General features: G+C 67.6%; 17 protein-coding genes and 1 pseudogene. 7 read left to right on the top strand and 11 right to left on the bottom strand.

The features are described from left to right. Positions 1 to 8 precede the first annotated feature (8 nt). Genes trmD through rpsP form a run of 3 tightly spaced genes read right to left on the bottom strand, consistent with a single transcriptional unit; the run spans position 9 to position 1585 of the window. Positions 9 to 797, bottom strand: coding sequence for a tRNA (guanosine(37)-N1)-methyltransferase TrmD (trmD, locus tag GPA22_RS08055; RefSeq protein WP_169255578.1), 789 nt, complete (start codon positions 795 to 797; stop codon positions 9 to 11). A 7-nt stretch (positions 798 to 804) separates the two neighbouring features. Further along, entirely contained in the window at positions 805 to 1311 is a 507-nt protein-coding gene (gene rimM / locus GPA22_RS08050) for a ribosome maturation factor RimM (RefSeq protein WP_169255577.1), read from the bottom strand. A 22-nt stretch (positions 1312 to 1333) separates the two neighbouring features. Continuing rightward, positions 1334 to 1585 (bottom strand): 30S ribosomal protein S16, encoded by a 252-nt coding sequence (gene rpsP / locus GPA22_RS08045; protein WP_018988869.1) that lies wholly within the window; start codon positions 1583 to 1585, stop codon positions 1334 to 1336. 196 nt (positions 1586 to 1781) lie between these two features. Here rpsP and GPA22_RS08040 point away from each other — a divergent pair, with 196 nt between their 5' ends. After that, entirely contained in the window at positions 1782 to 3308 is a 1527-nt protein-coding gene (locus tag GPA22_RS08040; RefSeq protein ID WP_169255576.1) for a hypothetical protein, read from the top strand. Here GPA22_RS08040 and GPA22_RS08035 read toward each other — a convergent pair. Then, positions 3305 to 4519: a YihY family inner membrane protein gene (locus GPA22_RS08035; RefSeq protein ID WP_169255575.1), complete on the bottom strand. Its 1215-nt coding sequence runs from the start codon at positions 4517 to 4519 to the stop codon at positions 3305 to 3307. The genes GPA22_RS08040 and GPA22_RS08035 overlap by 4 nt on opposite strands. A gap of 78 nt (positions 4520 to 4597) precedes the next feature. Between GPA22_RS08035 and wrbA the strand changes: the two genes are divergently transcribed. Continuing rightward, the gene (wrbA, locus tag GPA22_RS08030; protein WP_169255574.1) at positions 4598 to 5200 is read left to right on the top strand and encodes an NAD(P)H:quinone oxidoreductase; all 603 of its coding nucleotides are present in this window, start codon (positions 4598 to 4600) and stop codon (positions 5198 to 5200) included. Beyond that, entirely contained in the window at positions 5197 to 5556 is a 360-nt protein-coding gene (locus GPA22_RS08025) for a DUF2069 domain-containing protein (protein WP_169255573.1), read from the top strand. The genes wrbA and GPA22_RS08025 overlap by 4 nt, the downstream gene beginning before the upstream one ends. A gap of 11 nt (positions 5557 to 5567) precedes the next feature. Here GPA22_RS08025 and GPA22_RS08020 read toward each other — a convergent pair. From GPA22_RS08020 to GPA22_RS08005, 4 genes and pseudogenes are all read right to left on the bottom strand, one after another. Beyond that, positions 5568 to 7097, bottom strand: a pseudogene (locus GPA22_RS08020) (2-isopropylmalate synthase); the annotation flags it as partial. A 349-nt stretch (positions 7098 to 7446) separates the two neighbouring features. Then, the gene (locus tag GPA22_RS08015; protein WP_169255572.1) at positions 7447 to 8178 is read right to left on the bottom strand and encodes a cytochrome b/b6 domain-containing protein; all 732 of its coding nucleotides are present in this window, start codon (positions 8176 to 8178) and stop codon (positions 7447 to 7449) included. Then, positions 8175 to 8687 carry a diheme cytochrome c gene (locus GPA22_RS08010; protein ID WP_169255571.1) on the bottom strand — a complete coding sequence of 171 codons (513 nt, stop codon included), beginning with the start codon at positions 8685 to 8687 and terminating at the stop codon, positions 8175 to 8177. The genes GPA22_RS08015 and GPA22_RS08010 overlap by 4 nt, the downstream gene beginning before the upstream one ends. A gap of 20 nt (positions 8688 to 8707) precedes the next feature. Continuing rightward, entirely contained in the window at positions 8708 to 9121 is a 414-nt protein-coding gene (locus GPA22_RS08005) for a DUF1924 domain-containing protein (protein ID WP_169255570.1), read from the bottom strand. Positions 9122 to 9319: 198 nt separating this feature from the next. Here GPA22_RS08005 and GPA22_RS08000 point away from each other — a divergent pair, with 198 nt between their 5' ends. Genes GPA22_RS08000 through GPA22_RS07985 form a run of 4 tightly spaced genes read left to right on the top strand, consistent with a single transcriptional unit; the run spans position 9320 to position 12671 of the window. After that, the gene (locus tag GPA22_RS08000; protein WP_211169006.1) at positions 9320 to 9649 is read left to right on the top strand and encodes a PepSY domain-containing protein; all 330 of its coding nucleotides are present in this window, start codon (positions 9320 to 9322) and stop codon (positions 9647 to 9649) included. Continuing rightward, the gene (locus tag GPA22_RS07995; RefSeq protein WP_169255569.1) at positions 9649 to 10311 is read left to right on the top strand and encodes a response regulator; all 663 of its coding nucleotides are present in this window, start codon (positions 9649 to 9651) and stop codon (positions 10309 to 10311) included. Before GPA22_RS08000 ends, GPA22_RS07995 begins: the two co-directional genes overlap by 1 nt. Further along, positions 10308 to 11666, top strand: coding sequence for an ATP-binding protein (locus GPA22_RS07990; protein WP_211169005.1), 1359 nt, complete (start codon positions 10308 to 10310; stop codon positions 11664 to 11666). The genes GPA22_RS07995 and GPA22_RS07990 overlap by 4 nt, the downstream gene beginning before the upstream one ends. A gap of 57 nt (positions 11667 to 11723) precedes the next feature. After that, a complete protein-coding gene (locus GPA22_RS07985) occupies positions 11724 to 12671 on the top strand; it encodes a YcjF family protein (RefSeq protein ID WP_169255567.1) in 948 nt (315 codons plus the stop codon). 78 nt (positions 12672 to 12749) lie between these two features. Here the strand turns inward: GPA22_RS07985 and pssA are convergent, their stop codons facing one another. The 3 genes from pssA to ilvC all read right to left on the bottom strand — a co-directional run bounded on the left by pssA (position 12750) and on the right by ilvC (position 15441). Beyond that, entirely contained in the window at positions 12750 to 13553 is an 804-nt protein-coding gene (pssA, locus tag GPA22_RS07980; RefSeq protein ID WP_169255566.1) for a CDP-diacylglycerol--serine O-phosphatidyltransferase, read from the bottom strand. A gap of 103 nt (positions 13554 to 13656) precedes the next feature. Next, positions 13657 to 14307 (bottom strand): phosphatidylserine decarboxylase, encoded by a 651-nt coding sequence (locus tag GPA22_RS07975; protein ID WP_169255565.1) that lies wholly within the window; start codon positions 14305 to 14307, stop codon positions 13657 to 13659. Positions 14308 to 14376: 69 nt separating this feature from the next. Then, positions 14377 to 15441, bottom strand: coding sequence for a ketol-acid reductoisomerase (ilvC, locus tag GPA22_RS07970; protein WP_169255564.1), 1065 nt, complete (start codon positions 15439 to 15441; stop codon positions 14377 to 14379). Positions 15442 to 15474: the final 33 nt, after the last annotated feature.

The following is a 15474-nucleotide window of genomic DNA, read 5'->3' as shown; positions in this document are numbered from 1 at the left end:
TTCGGGCTTCAGGCTTTGCCGTCGGCCCCGGCTTGCTCCTGCCTGATTTCCTCAAGCAGTGACAATTCTTCCTTCGTCATCTTGCGCCCGTCCAGCAAGTCCGGGCGCCGGCGCCAGGTCGTGCCCAGCGCCTGCTTCAGCCGCCAGCGACGGATCGCGGCGTGATTGCCGGAGAGCAGTACCGCCGGTACCGGCTCCCCTTCATATACTTCCGGCCTCGTGTAGTGCGGGCAGTCCAGCAGCCCGTCCACGAACGAGTCCTCGATCGCCGAGACGGCGTCGTTCAGCGCACCGGGCAGCTGGCGCACGATCGCATCGAGCAGCACCATCGCCGGCAGTTCGCCGCCCGACAGCACGAAGTCGCCGAGCGAGATTTCCTCGTCGACGCAGCGTTCGATGAGCCGCTGATCGACCCCTTCATAGCGCCCGCACAGCAGGGTGAGCGCGGGCAGCTCCTTCAGTTCCAGCACTTTCGCGTGATCCAGCGGCCGGCCTTGCGGCGACAGGTAGATCACGCGTCCTGCAGCGCCCAGCAGCGCCTGCTGCGCCGCCTTTGCGCGGCCGATCGCCTTTTCGAGCGGCTCGGCCATCATCACCATTCCGGGGCCGCCGCCGTAGGGGCGGTCGTCCACCGTGCGGTGCGGATCGTCCACGAAATCCCGCGGGCTGTGGAACGCGATGTCGTAGAGACCGCGATCCAGCGCGCGCCGCGTGATGCCGCTGGCGGTCAGCGCCGCGAACATCTCGGGAAACAGGGTGATGACGTCGAAGCGCCTTGCGGCGGCTGGTGCGTTCACCCTGTCTTCACCAATCCTTCTGCCAGTCGACCCGGATCGTCCGCGTCGGCAGATCCACGTCCAGCACGTAGGCGACGACGAAGGGTATCAGCCGTTCCTCGTCGCCGTCGCGAACCTGCAATACGTCGTGGGCGCCCGTGGACATCATCGCTTCGACCGTGCCGAGCACTTCGCCCGATTGATTCACGACCGCGAGGCCCACGAGATCGCCCCAGTAATACTCGTCTTCTTCGGTGCCGGGCATCGCCTCGCGCGGCGCGGCGATGTAGCGTCCCTGCAGCGCTTCCGCGCCGTTGCGGTCCGTCACGCCTTCGAACGAGGCGATGAGGCCCGCGCCGTGCTCGCGGAAACCGGCGAGCTTCACCGGCTGCCATGCCTCGTCGGCGGCGTCGGCCGTGTCGGCAAGCCACCACTGAGGCATTTCACGCCAGGAGAGCGGGTCGTCCCCGAAGGGATGCACCTTGACCCAGCCCTTGACGCCAAAAGGGGCGACAATGCGCCCCAGTACCATCATGACCGCGAAGAGTCGGGCTGGATCAGGCGGCGGCTTTCGCAGCCTGCTTGGCCAAGCGCTCGACCGTCGGCGACAGCTGGGCGCCGTTCTGCTTCCAGTAGGCCAGACGCTCGGCGTTGATCACGAGGCCCTTCTCGGACTCGGCGGCCATCGGGTTGTAGAAACCAACGCGCTCGATGAAGCGGCCATCGCGACGGTTGCGCGAATCGGCAGCGACGATGTTGTAGAACGGGCGCTTCTTGGCGCCACCACGGGCAAGGCGAATGACGACCATTTGGGTGTCCTGATAAGTGGATGCGAAAAGCAGGCGATTGTAAGGCAAGCGCCCATTCGCGACAAGTACTGATTCGGATTTGTCGCGAATGGCGACAGCGGGGATGCCGCCGCAAGCCCCGCGCAGCGCGACTCTCCGCTCAAGAGGGTGAATCTTGAATAGAATGGGGGCAAGTACCCTAGCGGAAGTTTCCCCGATGCCAGCCCCCGAAACGGTCTCCGAGCAGTTGGCCCCCGTGATGGCGTGGCTGGCGAGCGAACCGGCCGACGATCCGCACGCCGAGTTGAGCGCGCTGCGGGTGCATGTGGGCCGGCTGCCCGAGCCGGTCGCAGGCGGGGCGTCGCTTGCGCAATGCATCGACGAACTGGAAATGCGGGTACTCGATGTGTGCGGGCGCCTGAAGCCGCGGCTGCTCACTGCGGCATTGCCGCTGTCGCATGAGTTGCATGCGGTGGCGGGGGAACTCGTCGAGGCGCTCCTCGAGCTTGCAGACAAGCTGCGCGAGGTCGCGGAGGCGACGCGCGAGCGCTGGCGCCCGGCGCGTCGCGCAGACCCGTTGGTGTTGTCGGCACGCGCGCTGGGTCTGGTGCGCGAGGCCTTTGTCGTTGCGGCGATGGGCGGTTCGGTCACGCCGCCCGGGCTGTGGCTGGCAGCATATGGCGCCGTGGAGGCGGGGGGCGGGTTCGATGCGCTGATGGCGGCGCGCCCCGATACGCCCGCGTCCGATGCGCTGCACAGCCTGAAGCGCCTGCTCGCGCTGTCGGTGCTGCAGCCGGAGAGCCTGACGGCGCGGGAACTGGCCTGGGCGAATGATTTCCTTGAAGGCATCGCGGATGAAGCGATCTTGTCGCGCGAGGCGCTGCAGCCCGCGGCCTCTTCCTTCTGGATCGATCCTTCCGAGGACGTGCCGCCGATCGCGACGATCCGCAGCGCTCCGCCCGCGACCGCCGGCCTCGTGCATTTTTCCGGCTATGGCGCCTCGCGCGCGCTGGTGGGGCAGCTCGACTGGCTCAAGGAGCGCATCGCCGAGGCCGAGGCAGTGGGGCTGGAGCGCGACGGCGAGCTGCTCGAGCCGGATGCTTCCGGGCTGCCGGTGGGCTTGACGTCGGTGGAGGCGGTTTCGCTGCTGAAGCGCATGCGTGACCGCTGGGCCTTGCCGCCGAATCGCGGGCAGGCGCGCCGCGCCTACCAGTATGCGGTGCAGGTATGTGTCGGCCTGCGCGCGATCTGGGAGGTCGCCCGTTCGGACGAGGCGTCGGCGCGCATTTCCGAATGGATGGTGTACAACGAAAGCCCAGGCGGATATGCGCTGATGTCGGTGGAGGGGGCCGCGGGCAGCCTGAGCGCCGGCATGGCGGTGGCGTTGCGGCGGGATGCGGGGCATCCGTGGTCGATCTGCATCGTGCGCTGGATCCGCAGCGACAGTCCGGGGCAGGTGGAGCTCGGGCTGCAGCTGGTGGCGCAGACCTGTACGCCGGTGACGATCGGATTTCGCGGCGGCGAGGAGCGCTCCGCCACGCATGCGCTCATCCTTCCGCCGCTGCCGGCCTTGCGGCGCAACCAGGCGATCCTCGCGCCGGCGGGCACCTATGCGTCGCGCCGCTTCGTGCTCGTGCATGAGGGCGAGCACCTGTATGTGGCGCAGGCGCGGGTGGTGAGCCTCGACATGCAGACGGCGAACGTCGAGCTGTTCCAGTACGAGATCGATCCCTACCCGATCTAGCTCTCCCGCGCAGGCTGCCGGGCGGCGAGTTCGGCGATCGAGATGTCGGCCGCGCGCAGGGCGTTCTCGATGCGATCGGCAGTGTCGCGCGACAGCTCGTTGTGGCCGGCCTTGCGCCATCCGGTCGGCGACAGCGCCAGCCGGCAGACGACGTCGGCGATCCCGATGCTGGCGGCGTCGCGGGTGAGCAGCCAGTTGCCGTCCTCGGTGCGTGCCGCCCAGCCGGCTTCGCACAGGTCGCCGAGCAGGCTTTCGCCTTCGTTGGCGTTGAGGCGGGCCGCCTCGATGAGCGGTTCGAACGCGACGCTCCGGCCTTCCGCCTGCGCGCGCGCAAGCATCGCGAGGACCGTGGTGGCGGCCCAGGCGCGGTCGCCGGCAAAGGGGACGAGCACGCGCGTGCGCTCGAAGAAACCCGGCAGCGATGCCGCCAGTATCGCCCCGAGCAGGATGACGACCCACGACAGGTAGAGCCACAGCAGGAAGATCGGCACCGTCGCGAAGGTGCCGTAGATCAGCGTGTAGGTCGGGATGCGGGCGAGGAAGAGGCCGAAGAGCTGCTGCATCAGCAGGAAGGCGAGCGCAGCGGTGGTGCCGCCCGCGAGTGCGTGGGTGGGACGCACCTTGTGATTGGGAACGGCGTAGTACAGGAAGGTGAAGACGACGCACAGCAGCCCTGCGGACGCCAGCGTCGAGAAGAAGTCGACGATCCACGACCCCTTGCCGGCCAAGGTGATGGAGCTGGCGACGAGCTGGCCCGTTGCGAACGCGCTGGCGCCGAGCGCGACCGGGCCCAGCGTGAGGGTCGACCAGTGCACGGTGAGCCGCGCCAGCAGCGGGCGCGGGCGCCGTACGCCCCAGATCTGGTTGAACACGCGGTCTATCGTCATCAGCAGCATCAGCGCGGTGACGACGAGGGCGGCGGTGCCGATCAGCGTGAGCTTCGCGGCCTTCTGCGAGAACTGGAATGCGTAGGTGGCGATGATCCTGCCGGCGCGGTCGGGCAGCAGGTTGGCCAGCAGGAAGGTCTTCAGAGAGGTGCCGAGCTCGGCAAAGGCAGGGAAGTTGCTGAAGAGTGCGATGACGACGGTGACGAGGGGGACGAGGGCGAGCAGCGTCGTGAAGGCGAGGCTGCCGGCGACCTGGGGGCAGCGCGTCGCGACGAAGCGCTGCGCGACGAGGCGCAGGAAGTCGCGCGCGGAGTTCAATGGCATGGCGGGCATGCTGGGAAGGCGGGTCGGGTGGGGCTGGAGGGGCGGCTATAATGCCGCAATTCGATCCAGATCGTTCAGATGAAAGAAATTCTCGTACTTTATTACAGCCACCGCGGCTCGGTGAGGGCGCTCGCGGAGCAGATCGCGCTGGGAATCCATCAGGTGCCGGGGATGGCCGCGCGGGTGCGCACGGTGCCGAAGGTGTCGACGGTGTGCGAGGCGGTCGAGGACGACATTCCCGCATCGGGACCGCCCTACGTGGAGCCGCGCGACCTGGAGGAGTGCATCGGCCTGGCGCTCGGCAGTCCGACGCGTTTCGGCAACATGGCGGCGCCGATGAAATACTTTCTCGACGGCCTCGCGGGCCCGTGGGTGAACGGGACGCTGGCCGGCAAGCCTGCGTCGGTGTTCACGTCGACGGCGAGCCAGCATGGAGGACAGGAATCGACCCTACTGTCGATGATGCTCCCGCTGCTGCATCACGGCATGCTGGTCATGGGGCTGCCTTACACCGAGCCGGCGCTGAACCGCACCCGCAGCGGCGGAACACCCTACGGTGCAAGCCACGTCGCCGGGGCGGACGGCAATCCGGCCTTGAGCGCGGAAGAGATCGAACTCGCGATCGCGCAGGGCCGCCGGCTCGCGCAGGTTTCGTTGACGCTCGCGGGAGGCCGGGCATGAGCGTGCGCACGCTGAATTTCGTGGCGACCGTGCTGCTGGTGGCGCTGATCGCGTTGTGCGTGCTGTGGGAGGCGTGGCTCGCGCCGCTGCGCCCGGGCGGTTCGTGGATGATCCTGAAGGCGCTGCCGCTGATGGGGGCCTTTCCCGGCGTGCTGAAGGGGCGGCGCTACACCTACCAGTGGCTGTCGATGCTGGTGCTGCTGTATCTGGTGGAGGGTGTCGTGCGCGCGCTGGACTCCGGGCTCGCAGGAAGGCTGGCGATCGCGGAGGCGGTGCTGGCGGCGCTGCTTTTCGCCTGCGCGGTGTGGTACGCGCGGGTTTCCGCGCCGTCGCGCCAGGCACGCGTGGAGGCCTGACGCGTTTCGGGCTGCGGGTTCAGCTTCTCGAACTTGCCGTGCAGCTTGTTGAGCGCGTTGAGATAGGCCTTGGCCGACGCGACGATGATGTCGGTGTCGGCGCCCTGGCCATTCACGACCTTGCCGTCCTGCGACAGGCGCACCGTGACCTCGCCCTGTGCGTCGGTGCCGGTGGTGATCGCGTTCACCGAGTACAGCAGCAGTTCGGTGCCGCTCCTGGCGACCGCCTCGATGGCCTTGAAGGCCGCGTCGACCGGTCCCGACCCCTGGGCGCTGGTGCGCGTTTCCTTGCCCGCGACGGCGATCGTGAGCTCGGCCTGCGGCGTCTCGCCCGTCTCCGAGTGGAAGCGCGACGCGAGCAGGCGGAAGTGCTCGTGTTCGGGCGTGATGACCTCGTCGCTCATCAGCGCGTGCAGGTCCTCGTCGAAGATCTCGTGCTTCTTGTCGGCGAGCTCCTTGAAGCGCGCGAAGGCGTGGTTGAGCTGGTCCTCGGACGCGACGACGATGCCGATCTCCTGCAGGCGGCTGCGGAAGGCGTTGCGGCCGGAGTGCTTGCCGAGCACGAGCTTGTTGGCGCCCCAGCCGACGTCCTCGGCGCGCATGATCTCGTAGGTCTCGCGATGCTTGAGCACGCCGTCCTGGTGGATGCCGGATTCGTGCGAGAAGGCGTTGGCGCCGACGATGGCCTTGTTCGGCTGCACCGGGAAGCCGGTGATGCCGGAGACGAGCTTGGAGGCCGGCACGATCTGCGTCGTGTCGATGCGCGTGTCACACGGGAAGACGTCCTGGCGGGTGCGCACGGCCATGACGATTTCCTCGAGCGCGGCGTTGCCGGCGCGTTCGCCGAGGCCGTTGATGGTGCATTCGACCTGGCGCGCGCCGGCCAGGACGGCGGCGAGCGAGTTGGCGACCGCGAGGCCGAGGTCGTTGTGGCAATGCACCGACCAGATCACCTGGTCGGAATTGGGCACGCGCTCGATCAGCGTGCGGATGGTGTTCGCATACTGCGTCGGCACGTTGTAGCCGACCGTGTCGGGGACGTTGATCGTCTTCGCGCCGGCCGCGATGACCGCGGTGAAGATGCGCACGAGGAAGTCGATCTCCGAGCGGCCCGCGTCCTCGGCGGAGAATTCGATGTCGTCGGTGTATTCCCTGGCCCAGCCGATCGCCTTCACCGCCTGCTCGACGACCTGGTCGGGCGTCATGCGCAGCTTCTTCTCCATGTGGATCGGGCTGGTCGCGATGAAGGTGTGGATGCGGCCGCGTGCCGCCGGGCGGATGGCCTCGCCCGAGCGCCGGATGTCGTTCTCGTTGGCGCGGGCGAGCGCACAGACGGTCGATTCCTTGATCGTCTCGGCGATTGCGCGCACCGATTCGAAATCGCCGTTCGATGCCGCGGGGAAGCCTGCCTCGATCACGTCGACGCGCATGCGTTCGAGCTGGCGGGCGATGCGCAGCTTCTCTTCCTGCGTCATCGAGGCGCCCGGGCTTTGTTCGCCGTCGCGCAAGGTGGTATCGAAAATGATCAACTGGTCTTTCATCGTCGGCTCCTGCTGGAAAGTTGGAAAACCGGATATGACAAGCAACCGGCGCTGGGACGCTGGCGGCAGACGGGCAACACGAGGGGGATGGATATATTTAGCGCGCGGGGCGCAGCAGCGGGCCGAGCAGCACCAGGCCCGCCGGGAGAAGGCGTAGCGACAGGGGGAAGTGGTCGCTGGCGGAATTCATGCTGCGACTATAAACCGCCGATTTGGCCGAATGCAAGGACGGCGGGGCGTCCGGGCGAGTATCGGAGCGATGGCCAGGGGCTATCGCGTACCCGTGACAGAAAAAGGCCGCCCGACTGGATTGCCAGGGCGGCCTCGCAAGGGCGGGTGTGCTGCCCGCCTAGTCGTCGTGATGTCGGTCCGTCCGCTCGCCTGCGGTTGCGGTCGGTTGTGGCAGCCACGCATCCGCCGTGCCGCTCTGGTAGGCCCACCAGAAACCGAGGACCGCGACGAGGAGTGCGGCGCCGACGGTCCGGTGCGTATGGCGGATGCCGTCGGACGGGGCGCCGCGCTTGCTGCCCGTGACCATGGAGCGTACGAGGTTCTCGCGGTGCAGCAGGCTGCTGACGATGACCCCGGCGATGTGCACGAAGACGACGGCGAGCATCGTGCTGGCGGCCACTTCATGGAACTCCTCCAGCCATTCGCCGCCGATGTCCTGATAGACCGTGAAGCCGCTCAGGACGATCAGCACGCCCAGGCCCAGCATCGCAAAGATCGAGACCGAGCCGGCCGGGTTGTGGCCCAGATGGTGTTCGGGCTTCCGGGTGATGAGCGATTTCACGTAGGACGCGAATTTGCGCGGCGAGAAGAGGAAGCTCGTGAAGCGGGCGTAACGCGTGCCGACGAGCCCCCACAGCACGCGGAACACGATGAGGCCGGCGAAGGTGTAGCCCAGCATCACGTGCAGGTCGCGCAGCCGTTCGGAGTCGGACGTGAGCCACGCGCCGGCGAAGCATAGCGCGAGGCTCCAGTGGAACACACGTGTCGGAACGTCCCAGACGCGCACCGTGGTGGCAGCGTCGGCGCACTGTGAGGTGCGGCCGGCGGCGGAAGCGAGGCTCGTGCTCATGATCGGGCTCCGTTCTTCGGGATGCGGATATTGCGTTCGCTGTAGTCGCCCTGGCCGGCGTCGCGGTGGCAGGCGGCGCAGTTGGCGGCGCTCTTGACCGCTTCGCTGCGGAAGATGCCCTGCGTGATGCCGTCGTGGCCGTCGCGGTGCTCCTTGCGGAACCAGGGGGTGTCGCTGATGCGCAGCTGCGGGCTGCCGTCGGTGCCGGAGGTGTCCCGGCGGCCGGCATTGGCGACGAGGAATTTCGTGATGACGGCGGCCGTCCCGGCGTCGAGGCTGGCGTCCGAGCCGAAGTGCTTGTCGAGGCCGGCCATCATCGCGCGCCACGAATTGGCGCCCAGCAGGGCGGGCGGGAAGGCGATGTGGCAGCTGCCGCATTCGCTGCGATAGACCGGGTGATCGATGTTCATCTGCTTGTTTTCGTCGTCGGCCATGGCCGCGGCGGCTGCGCCGGTGGCCACGACGAGCGCGAGGGTGCGCAGGGCGCGGGCGGGAAAGCGTGCGTTCATTTCTTCGTGCTCCTTGCGGGTCAGCGGGGGGAAGTCATCAGCCAGGCGACGACGTCGGCTTTTTCACCGGGCGTGCAGGCGCGGCCGAGCACGTCCTTGCAGTTGCGCCCGAACCATTTCTCGACCGAGCGCGTGCTCGCGAGGCGTTCCGGATTGGCGCCGGGCGCCATCGGCTCGATCGCCTTGCCGGTGTTGGCGTGCTTGCCGCGCGCCGCGGGATTCTTCGTATGGCAGGTCGAACAGCTCCATTCACCGCCGTGGGTGCTCGTGAAGAATTTCTCGCCGCGCTCGGCCGATGCGCTGAAGCCCGGTGTGGACTGGCGTGCCTCGGCTTCGTAACGGGCGAGGAAGTCGGCGGGCGCCTCGGCGCTGGCGAATCCGCTCGCGATCAGTGCGACCGCGGCGAGCAGCGTCTGCAGGGAGTGGCTTCTCATGTTTGCTCCTGTCGCTGAAGGTGGAACAATGTCTATGGAATCGATCCGCCGGGGCGTTGGCACCGGCTTCGGGACGTACTTTGCGCGGCCGAGCCTGAACGCAAGGTGAAGGCGGCATTCAGCCGCCGTTCAGCCCGGCGGCCCTAAAACGGGTTCCGAGATCCGCGCAAGGTGCGCGTGCATTCAGGAGAGGTGTCGATGCGCAGGCTGTTCGCGTCGGGAGTCGTGCTGATGGCTCTTGCAAGTCTTTCGATCTGTCCGGTCGCAGCGAGCGATGACGATCACGATCGCGCCCGCGCCGCGCTCGAACGTGGCGAGGTGCTGCCGCTGCGCACGATTCTCGACAAGGTCGGGCGCGACTATCCGGGAAAGGTCGTGGAAGTCGAACTGGAGCGCGAGCGCGGTCGCTGGATCTACGAGATCCGCCTGTTGCGCGACGGAGGGGCGCTCGTGCGGCTGGATGTGGATGCGCGCGACGGCACCGTGATCGGCGTGAAGTCGAGAGAGAACCGGAACGGGAGGCCCTGATGCACATCCTGGTCGTGGAGGACGAGCCGACGCTGGCGGCGCAGCTGTCGCAGGCGCTGCGCGAGGCCGGCTACGCGGTCGATTGCGTCGCCAATGGCCGCGACGCGTATTTCGTCGGCGAGGTCGAATCGCTCGATGCGGTGGTGCTGGATCTCGGCCTGCCGCTGATGGACGGGCTCACCGTGCTGAAGAAGTGGCGCGCGGCCGGACGGTCGATGCCGGTGTTGATCCTCACCGCCCGCGACAACTGGCACGAGAAGGTCGCCGGGATCGATGCCGGGGCCGATGACTACCTCACCAAGCCCTTCCACATGGAAGAGCTGCTTGCGCGCGTGCGGGCGCTGATCCGCCGCAGTGCCGGGCTCGCGAGTGCCGAGCTTGCGTGTGGCACGGTGCGGCTCGACACCCGCGGCGGTCGCGTCACGGTCGACGGGCAGGCGGTGACGCTGACGAGCCACGAACTGCGCGTGCTGAGCTACCTGATGCACCGCAAGGGGCAGGTCGTCTCGCGCGCCGAACTCACCGAGCACATCTACGCCCAGGACTTCGAGCGCGATTCGAACACGATCGAAGTCTTCATCGGACGGCTGCGCAAGAAGCTGCCCGCCGGGCTGATCGAAACGGTGCGTGGCTTGGGGTACCGCCTCGCATGTCCCGAATGAGCGTGCGGGGTTCGCTACGTGCGCGGCTGCTCGCCGGCAGCCTGGTGTGGATCCTGGCCGCGCTGACCGCGACCGGTTTCGTGCTGGCCGACCTGTTTCGCGAACACGTCACGGAGCGATTCGAGGCGGAGCTGCGCATCCACCTCGACCAACTCACCGCGAACGTCGAATTCGGTGCCGACGCCGTCCCGCGGCTGCGCGCGGAACTCAGCGATCCGCGCCTGCGCAGGCCGCTGTCGGGGCTCTACTGGCAGATCGACCGCGAGGGGGGCGATGCCGTGCGCGGCATGCTGCGCTCGCGTTCGCTATGGGATACCACGCTCGAAGTGCCCCGCGACGGCCCCCGGGACGGCGAAGTGCACGTGCATGCCGTTGCCGGGCCCGATCGCGAACGGCTGGTGATGATGGAGCGCATCGTCAGGCTGGAAGACGGCGCCGCCGCCCCGCTGCGCCTGATCGTCGCGGCGGACGAGCGCGGCATGACGCATCCGGTGCGCGAGTTCGTCGGCCTTCTCGTGATCGCACTGGGTGTGCTGGCGGCGGGCCTCGTCACCGCGGTGATGCTGCAGGTGTCGATCGGTCTCGCCCCGCTGAAGCGCCTGAGCGCACAACTCGCCGAAATTCGCGACGGGCGCAGCCGCCGCCTCGAAGGGGCTTTCCCGAACGAGGTGCAGCCGCTCGTCGATGAACTCAATGCCGTGCTCTCGCACGACGCGGAAGTGGTGGCGCGCGCGCGAACGCAGGCCGGCAACCTCGCGCATGCGATCAAGACACCGCTCGCCGTGCTCGGCAACGCGGCGATGCGCGAGGAGGGCGCGCTCGCGCGTCTCGTGAGCGATCAGGTGGCAACGGCGCAACGGCAGGTCGACTACCACCTCGCGCGTGCGCGTGCGGCCGCCGCGACGCAGGTGCCGGGGCTGCGCACGGCGTTGCGGCCGGTCGTCGAGGGGCTCGTGCGCGTGATGCAGCGCGTGCATGCGGAACGCAAGCTGCGGATCGCGATCGAAGCGATGCCCGACGCTGCGGCGTTCCGCGGCGAGGAGCAGGACCTGCAGGAGATGCTCGGCAATCTCATCGACAACGCCTGCAAGTGGGCACGGCATGCGGTCCGTGTGGCGGCTGTCGTGCGCGACGGCGCAGTCGAGATCGTGATCGACGACGACGGTCCGGGTCTTTCCGTGGATGCGCGCGATGCGATGTTCGCCCGCGGGGCGCGCGCCGACGAGGATGTACCGGGCTCCGGCCTCGGTCTCGGCATCGTGCGCGACCTCGCCCAGCTCTATGGCGGTCGCATCGAACTCGGGCAGGCGCCGGCCGGTGGGCTGCGCGCCTCGCTGATCCTGCCCGCCGCCTGAAAGCCCGCGGCCGGGCTCCTTCCGAAAAACCGTTTTTTTGCTGCGAGAAAAGGACCCATGACTCCCGAACAGACCCGTTCCCTGCTCACCATTTGCCTGATGGCTGCGTTTGCCGACGGACGCAATGATCCGCGCGAACGCGAGCATGTGCGCCGCACCGCCGAGTCGCTGTCGGCCGGTGCCGGCATCGACGTGATGTCGCTATATCAGGACGTCCTGCTAAAGCGCGTCACGCTGGAGCAGGCCGCCGCCGGACTCGACTCGCCCGAACTGCGCCAGCTCGCATTCGAGATGGCGGTCGGTGTGTGCGACGCCGACGGCGTGCACGATGCGGCCGAGACCGCGTTCCTGGATCGCCTGGGTGCCCTGCTGCAGCTTGCGAGCGGCGAAACCGCGCCTGTCATGGACAACGCCGATGCGCTCGCACAGGCCCCGGTGGACAGGCCACTGCCGGAAACCCCGGCCGTGCCACAATCGGCTGCCGCAGGGCCGGATCAGGCGGAGCTGGACAAGATGATCCTCAATGCCGCGATCCTCAACGGCGCGCTCGAACTGCTGCCCGAGTCGCTCGCATCGATGGCGATCATTCCGCTGCAGACGCGGCTCGTCTATCGGGTCGGCAAGGCCTACGGCTTCGAGCTCGATCGCGGGCATATCACCGATTTCCTCGCCACGGTCGGCATCGGCCTGACCTCGCAATACGTCGAGCAGTTCGGCCGCAAGCTGGTGGGCGGACTGCTGGGAAAGGTGCTCGGCAAGGTCGGGCGGACGATTGGCAGCGAGGCGACCGGATCGGCCTTCTCGTTTGCGACGACCTATGCACTCGGGCACGTCGCGAAACGCTACTACGCCGACGGGCGGCGGCTCGACGGGACGGCGCTCAAGGCCGCCTTCGGCCAGCTTTTCGACAATGCCAAGGGCCTGCAGCAGCGCTATGCGCCGGAAATCGCCGAGCGCGCCCGCACGCTGGACTTGAAGAAGCTCACGTCGGAGCTGACGCGCTGAGTAGACGCCGCGTGCGCCGGGTTGAGCGGCCCACGTGCGCGCGGCCCGCCCGGGAGCGGGGCGCACGGGCGTGGTCGCTCAGTTTTGCGCGCGGTCGTCGGGCGTTTCGGCAGGCGGTGTGGCTGCCGGTGTGGTGGCTGCAGGGGCGGACGCCGCGCGCCGCTTCCGCAACTTGCGCATCGCGTAGATCACGTAGCCCGACGCGGCGTAGAGCAGGAAAAGGCCGAAGAGCACGCCCGGCGGGTAGCTCGACACCAGCGCGAAAGCCATCACCAGCGCGATCACGACGATGAAGGGGACGCTCTTCCGCAGGTTGATGTCCTTGCCGCTCCAGAACAGCACGTTGCTGACCATCGACACGCCGGCAAAGATCGTCAGGATGCCGGCGAGCCAGCGCACGTCCTGGCCGGCGAGGCCCACATCGGTGACGACCCACACCAGGCCGGCGACGAGTGCCGCCGCGGCCGGACTGGGCAGGCCCTGGAAGTAGCGCTTGTCGACGACGTCGATGTTGGTATTGAAGCGGGCCAGGCGGAGGGCGGCGCCGGCGCAGTAGATGAAGGCGGCGATCCAGCCGAACTTGCCGGTGTCCTTGAGCGCCCATTCATACACCACCAGGGCCGGTGCGGCACCGAAGGACACCATGTCGGACAGCGAGTCGTACTCGGCGCCGAAGGCACTCTGCGTGCGCGTCAGGCGTGCGACCCGGCCGTCGAGGCCGTCGAGCACCATCGCGACGAAGATCGCCACGGCAGCGGATTCGAAGCGCAGGTTCATCGCCTGCACGATCGCGTAAAAGCCCGCGAACAGTGCGGCAGTGGTGAACAGGTTGGGGAGGATGTAGATGCCGCGGCGGCGTTTTTCGTTGGAGATCAGTGGCATGGAATATGACGTTCCTGCGCAGGGCCGGTGCGCGTGATGGCCGGTTGCCGATTCTAACGCAGCAAGGGGTGGTCGCGATGACCGCCCCTTCCGGGGCCTGCGATCAGGGAAGTTCCGCGAGGATGGTGCTCGAAGCCGAGACCTTGTCGCCGATCGTCACGCGCGCGCGCGTGCCCGGCGGCAGGTACAGATCGACGCGCGAACCGAAGCGGATGAAGCCGTAGCGCTGGCCGCGCGCGACCTTCGCGCCCGGATCCACGTAGCACAGGATGCGGCGGGCGACGAGGCCGGCGACCTGCACGCAGGTCACGTCCAGGCCGTCCTGCGTGCGCAGGTGCAGGGCGTTGCGCTCGTTCTCCACGGAGGCCTTGTCGAGCGCGGCATTCACGAAGCGCCCGGCGTTGTACCAGCGGTTGATGACTTCGCCATCGACCGGAACGCGGTTCGAATGGACGTTGAACACGTTCATGAACACGCTGATCTTGACGCAGTCGCGGTCGAGATAGGGGTCGCGGACCGGCTCGATCGCGACGATGCGCCCGTCGGCGGGCGACAGCACGTCCTTGGCGCCCTGTGGGATCGGGCGTGCCGGGTCACGGAAGAACTGCACGACGAACGCGAGCAGGATCCAGAAGGGAAGGGCCCAGCCGAAGCCTGCCGAGGTGTTGATCACCAGCGCGACGACCAGTGTCATGGCGATGAAGGGCCAGCCTTCGCGTGCCAGGATGGGATGAGGATAGTTGTTGTTGGCCATTGCGTACCCGCTATGAAAAAGGCCGGGCCCGCGCGCATGGCGGAGCCCGGCCTGGTGTGCCGACGCGTCTCAGTTCTTCGACTGGTCGACCAGCTTGTTCTTCCGGATCCACGGCATCATTTCGCGCAGCTGGCCGCCGACCTGCTCGATCGGGTGGGCAGCGTTCAGGCGACGACGCGCGGTCATCGAAGGATAGTTGGTCTTGCCTTCCTGGATGAACATCTTCGCGTACTCGCCGCTCTGGATGCGCTTGAGGGCGGCGCGCATCGCTTCACGCGATGCGGCGTTGATGACTTCCGGCCCGGTCACGTACTCGCCGTATTCGGCGTTGTTCGAGATCGAGTAGTTCATGTTCGCGATGCCGCCCTCGTACATCAGGTCGACGATCAGCTTGAGCTCGTGCAGGCACTCGAAGTAGGCCATTTCCGGCGCGTAGCCGGCTTCGGTCAGGGTCTCGAAGCCCATCTTCACCAGCTCGACGGCGCCGCCGCACAGCACGGCCTGCTCGCCGAAGAGGTCGGTCTCGGTCTCTTCGCGGAAGTTGGTCTCGATCACGCCGCCCTTGGTGCCGCCGTTGGCCGCGGCGTACGACAGCGCGATGTCCTTGGCCTTGCCCGAACGATCCTGGTGCACGGCGATCAGCGACGGCACGCCGCCACCCTTCAGGTACTCGGAACGCACGGTGTGGCCGGGGCCCTTCGGCGCGACCATGATCACGTCGAGGTCCTCACGCGGCACGACCTGGTTGTAATGCACGTTGAAGCCGTGTGCGAAGGCGAGCGTCGCGCCCTTCTTGATGTTCGGCTCGACGTCGTTGTAATACACGGACGGGATGTTCTCGTCCGGCAGCAGGATCATCACGACATCGGCGCCCTTGACGGCCTTGGCCACTTCCTCGACCTTCAGGCCGGCCGCTTCGGCCTTCTTCCACGAGGCGCCGTCCTTGCGCAGGCCGACGGTGACCTTGCAGCCGGAATCCTTCAGGTTCTGCGCGTGGGCGTGGCCCTGCGAGCCGTAGCCGATGATGGAGATCTTCTTGCCCTTGATCAGGGAGAGATCGGCGTCCTTGTCGTAATAGACTTTCATGCTTTTCCTTATTTGCTTTCGGTGGGGATGTTGCCCGGCGGCCGCCATGATAACGGCGGACGTGCCGGTCGCAAACGGTTG

Source organism: Aromatoleum toluvorans, from assembly GCF_012910905.1.
GTDB classification, from domain to species: domain Bacteria; phylum Pseudomonadota; class Gammaproteobacteria; order Burkholderiales; family Rhodocyclaceae; genus Aromatoleum; species Aromatoleum toluvorans.
Note: the sequence above shows the minus strand (reverse complement) of the source record. Positions and strands in the feature narration are given on the sequence as shown.